The organism is uncultured Campylobacter sp. (assembly GCF_937997465.1).
In the GTDB taxonomy this organism is placed as follows: domain Bacteria; phylum Campylobacterota; class Campylobacteria; order Campylobacterales; family Campylobacteraceae; genus Campylobacter_A.
Window position 1 is genome coordinate 1 of sequence record NZ_CALKTQ010000108.1, and the last position, 4,559, is coordinate 4,559.

The 4,559-nt window shown below is 47.9% G+C and carries 7 protein-coding genes; all 7 read left to right on the forward strand.

The features are described from left to right. On the forward strand, positions 1-129 hold a 129-nt coding region (locus Q0546_RS03300; RefSeq protein WP_298790513.1), incomplete at its 5' end, for an SDR family oxidoreductase. Beyond that, positions 126-446: a hypothetical protein gene (locus Q0546_RS03305; protein WP_298790501.1), complete on the forward strand. Its 321-nt coding sequence runs from the start codon at positions 126-128 to the stop codon at positions 444-446. The genes Q0546_RS03300 and Q0546_RS03305, both read left to right, overlap by 4 nt. Then, positions 443-997, forward strand: a complete 555-nt coding sequence (gene pgsA, locus Q0546_RS03310; RefSeq protein WP_298790503.1) for a CDP-diacylglycerol--glycerol-3-phosphate 3-phosphatidyltransferase — start codon at positions 443-445, stop codon at positions 995-997. The genes Q0546_RS03305 and pgsA overlap by 4 nt, the downstream gene beginning before the upstream one ends. A gap of 2 nt (positions 998-999) precedes the next feature. Beyond that, positions 1,000-2,016, forward strand: coding sequence for an AI-2E family transporter (locus Q0546_RS03315; RefSeq protein ID WP_298790505.1), 1,017 nt, complete (start codon positions 1,000-1,002; stop codon positions 2,014-2,016). A gap of 21 nt (positions 2,017-2,037) precedes the next feature. Then, positions 2,038-3,141 carry an RIP metalloprotease RseP gene (rseP, locus tag Q0546_RS03320; protein WP_298790507.1) on the forward strand — a complete coding sequence of 368 codons (1,104 nt, stop codon included), beginning with the start codon at positions 2,038-2,040 and terminating at the stop codon, positions 3,139-3,141. Continuing rightward, the gene (locus tag Q0546_RS03325) at positions 3,138-3,773 is read left to right on the forward strand and encodes a YggS family pyridoxal phosphate-dependent enzyme (RefSeq protein WP_298790509.1); all 636 of its coding nucleotides are present in this window, start codon (positions 3,138-3,140) and stop codon (positions 3,771-3,773) included. Before rseP ends, Q0546_RS03325 begins: the two co-directional genes overlap by 4 nt. A 53-nt stretch (positions 3,774-3,826) precedes the next feature. Further along, positions 3,827-4,559 (forward strand): hypothetical protein (locus Q0546_RS03330; protein ID WP_298790511.1); only part of this gene is annotated, 733 nt, incomplete at its 3' end.

Genomic DNA, 4,559 nt, shown 5'->3' on the forward strand with positions numbered 1-4,559 from the left:
CTAAGCCCGCTAAATCGCATGGGACAGCCTACGGATATCGCCGGCGCATGTTTGTTTCTCTGTAGCTCAAAAGCTAGCTGGGTGACGGGCCACACCTTCATCATCGACGGCGGTACAACATTTAAATGAAAAAAGCGAATTTAGCCTGCGCGCCTTTGCCGGTTGCTTGCGTTTTTTGCAAATTCGGCGGTATAAATTTAACGCGCTTGCGGGCTAAATTTGATGAAAATTTAAAATTTGAAAGCAAATTTTGCGGCGCGGACGGTTTTCTTAAACCTAATCTAAATTTGCTCAAATTTGACAAAGCTACAAGCAAATTTAACCAAAGCGCAAATAAGAAACGGGCAAAGTCAAGCCAAAACAAGGCCAGCGCTTTTTCCGCCGCCTCAAGTACCGCGACGTCAAATTTTAAACTCCAAAATCCAAAAGAAAGAAAAAATAAATGAGCCTAAATTTACCAAACGCCCTAGCTTTCCTGCGTGTATTTCTCGCACCCCTGATGTTTTGGTTGCTACTTAGCGTAAATTCCTTCTCAGGCGTGCATATTAGCTGGATGAACTACTTTGCCGCGCTTGTGTTCGTGATCGCCAGCGTCACGGACTTTTTTGACGGGTTTATCGCGCGCGCATGGGATCAAAAGACTAAGCTTGGAGCCGTCATCGACCCGCTTGCGGATAAAATGCTAACGCTGGGCGCGTTTTTAGGACTCATGATGATAGACCGCGCGAGCCCTTGGGCCGTGTATCTCATCCTGGTTCGCGAGTTTTTTATCACGGGATTTCGCGTCGTGATGGCGGGCGAAGGCGTAGAGGTCGCCGCATCGATGGCGGGCAAAGTCAAAACCGTCTGCCAGATGGTTGCGATCGGCTTTTTAACCATGCAGTGGCCTTTTGGCGAGTTTTTGCTCTGGCTTAGCGTCGCGCTGACGCTGTATTCGGGCTTTGAGTACGTAAACGCTTATGTAAATCACGTTAAAAATCAAGCCAAAAAGGCGTAAATTTGAGAGCCGGAAACGCCATAATCTATCTAGCTAGCTTCGTCGTGGTAGCAGCCGGACTAAAGGCCGCTAGCGTCGTAGTTCTGCCATTTTTAATGGCGGTTTTTATCGCTATCGTGGCGACGCCTGCGATAAATGCGCTAGAAAAGCTCAAATTTCCGCGCGTTTTAGCCTTTGCGCTCGTTACCGCAGTCGTGTTTTTATCGCTTGGATTTATCGCAAACACCGTGCTAAAAACGATCAACGGGCTAGTTAGCTACATGCCCGAGCTTCAGAGCAAATTTAAAGTCCTAGCCGACCACTATCACCATATACTCGCTAGCCGCGGCCTCATCGACCCAAACAGCGTCGCCGCGCCCGCAGACTTTGATATCAATAAACTTTTTGCCGTGCTGGGCGGATTTTTAAGAAGCGGCACAGAGCTTGCCTCAAAGAGCTTTTTTGTCTTTTTGCTTGTTACTTTTATGCTTTTTGAGGTACAGGTATTTTCTCAAAAAGTCGAGTATTTTGCGAGTAAAAATCCGCAAACAAATCAGATCGTAGATACGTTCATATCAAATCTCAAACGCTATCTCGCGATCAAGTCCGCAGCATCGTTTGCGACGGGCGTTTTTATATTTATCGGGCTAAATTTCATCGGCGTGCCTTACGCGCCGCTTTGGGGGATTTTGGCTTTTGTGCTAAACTTTGTCCCGACGATCGGCTCCATCATCGCGGCCGTTCCAGCACTTTTGGTGGCGCTTTTGTTAAACGACGCGGCGGCTTGCGCTTGGACTGCGGCGCTGTATGCGGTCGTAAATGTCGTCATCGGCAACTTTATCGAGCCTAAATTTCTTGGCAAAGGCCTTGGTATCAGCACGCTTGTCGTGCTTTTGAGCCTACTTTTTTGGGGATTTTTGTTCGGCATCGGCGGTATGTTTTTAGCCGTACCGCTTACGATGAGCCTAAAGATCGCGCTTGACGCAAACCCGAGCACGAAATTTATCGCAGTTTTGCTCAGCGATAAACTCGAGCGGTAAAATCAAATTTAAAGGTAAATTTTGAAAAGCATTATCTTTGTGGCGGCATTGCTAGCCGTCGGCATTTATGCGTATTCGTGGCACTTTTTGATCACGGTTTTGGTGATTTCGTTTCTTATATTTTTCCATGAGCTGGGCCACTTTCTCGCCGCTCGCATGCTAAAAGTGGGCGTGCTAAAATTTAGCGTGGGCTTTGGCCAGAGCGTCTACTCAAAAACCATCGGCGACACCGAGTACGCCATCAGCGCGATACCGCTTGGCGGCTACGTTAGCCTAAAAGGACAAGAGGACGCAAAGCCCGGCCTAAAAAACGACAGCTATACGAGGCTTAGCCCGCTAGGACGCATTTTTATCCTTTTTGCCGGACCGTTTTTTAACTTTGCCTTGGCGTTTTTTATCTTTATCGCGCTCGGACATATCGGAGTTGAGAGGCTAGCTCCGACCGTGGGTAAGGTACTGGAAAACTCGGCTGCGGCGAGTGCCGGACTACAAAAAGGCGATAAAATTTTAAACATAAACGGTATCAAAATCAGCGAATGGGACGAGATAAGCAAAAACGTAAATTTAACCTCCACCGCGATCACGCTCGAGCGCGCCGGCGAAATAAAAACGATAAATTTGACGCCTAAAATCGGGCAAAGCATGACGATATTTGGCGAAAAGATAGAAAAACCGCTCATCGGCATTTTGCCCTCAGACGAGGCCGTCACGATACGAAACACCGGCTTTAGCTCGCTCAAATTTGCGCTCGTTGAGACCGTAAACGCCTCAAAGCTCATATTCACGGGACTTGAAAAGCTCATTGTTGGCGTCGTGCCGCTAAAAGAGATGGGCGGCATCATCCAGATCACCGACATCACCTCAAAAGCCGCTGGCATTGGCCTCTCGACCCTGCTCATCATCGCTGCGCTCATATCCGTAAATTTAGGCGTGCTAAACCTGCTGCCTATCCCCGCGCTTGACGGCGGACACATATTTTTCAACCTTTACGAGCTCATTTTCCGCCGCGAGATGAACGAAAAAGTCTATATCGGCCTCACCTACTGCGGCTGGGCTTTTTTGCTTTGCCTGATGGCGTTTGCTGCCTTTAACGACGTGATGCGCCTAAGCGGAGCGGGACAATGAAGCTCGCGAAAATTTTAGAACGCATCGAAAATGCACGCACGGGCGAAGCGGTGAAGCTAATTGCCGTGAGCAAAAACGTAACGACTAAAGAGGTTTTGGAGCTTTTTAAACAGGGACAAACGAGCTTTGGCGAAAACCGCGTGCAAGAGCTCAAAAACAAGAGCAAAATTTTGTCAAATTTGCCGATCGAGTGGCACTTTATCGGGCGACTTCAAAGCAATAAAATAAACCACCTGCTAGCGCTCAAACCCGCGCTTTGGCAAAGCTGCGAGAGCGTAGAGGCCGCACTTGCGGTGGATAAGAGGCTTGTTTGCGAGCTACCATGCCTGCTGCAAATAAACTCGGCGCGCGAAGACACGAAACAAGGTATCTCGCCCGAAGCCGCCGAGGCTGCGTTTTTGCAAATCGCGCAGGAGTGTAAATTTTTAAAACCCGTCGGCGTGATGAGTATCGGCGCGCACGTAGAGGACGAGAAAATCGTGCAAAAAAGCTTTGAGACGACGCGTAAAATTTATGAAAATCTGCAACCTCGCGGTGCGCAAATTTGCTCGATGGGTATGAGCGGCGACTTTGAGCTGGCGATAAAATGCGGCTCGAATATGATTCGTTTGGGGTCGATTTTATACGCGTAAATCGGCCGAATCCTTTGTAAATTTAGAAAAAATCTACCTAAAAAGGAGCCAAAATGGGCTACGACGTGAGTTATCATCCGATCAACGAAAGCGAGATAAAGCAGTGGTATTTTGACGCATTAAAAAGCGCGCGAGACGGCGACTGGTCGGTCGCCCAGAAGCTCGCAAAAGAGTACGGCATGGAGGATTTTTACGCACAAAAATACATCGATACCCTAAAAATCGCGCTTGAAACCAAAGATGGCGAGAGCTTTTCGACGGGTCATGGCTACATACTTGCTACCGTGCAAGGATTTTTTAGAAAATACTTCTACACGCGCGGCACGGCTTTTAGCTTTTTGGCGGACGAACACGGCGAATTTAAGCGGTATCTAAGCGATATAAGCGGCGTTATACCGCCTGAAATAAAGGCTAAATTTACGGGCGAATTTGACGGAAACTACTCATCTGGCGCATTTGTAAGCGCGGCAAATTTGGCTAAATTTTGGCAGGACTACAACGCCGATGAAAATATAAAACAAAAAGTAGATGACTTTTACGCGCAAAATTTGCCTGCGTTTTTGAGCGCAGTTAAATTTAGCGTAGAAAACGGCTACGGGCTGCTTGAGGCGACAGACGTGATTATACCCAACCCGATTGATTTAAATGATTCCGAGTGCTACTCAAATCTTTTTAATTGCGACCCCGAAGGCGCATTTATCTACGCCGATACGGCGGCGCAGCAGATCAGCGAAGCGATAAAGCTAGACAAAAATAAAAAAGAGAGCGATAAAAACGAGGGCTCAG

Excerpts from the sequence above, each read along its gene's own strand:
- Q0546_RS03325 (WP_298790509.1), top strand. The coding sequence starts at position 3,138 with ATGAAGCTCGCGAAAATTTTAGAACGCATCGAAAATGCACGCACGGGC.
- pgsA (WP_298790503.1), top strand. The coding sequence starts at position 443 with ATGAGCCTAAATTTACCAAACGCCCTAGCTTTCCTGCGTGTATTTCTC.
- Q0546_RS03305 (WP_298790501.1), top strand. The coding sequence starts at position 126 with ATGAAAAAAGCGAATTTAGCCTGCGCGCCTTTGCCGGTTGCTTGCGTT.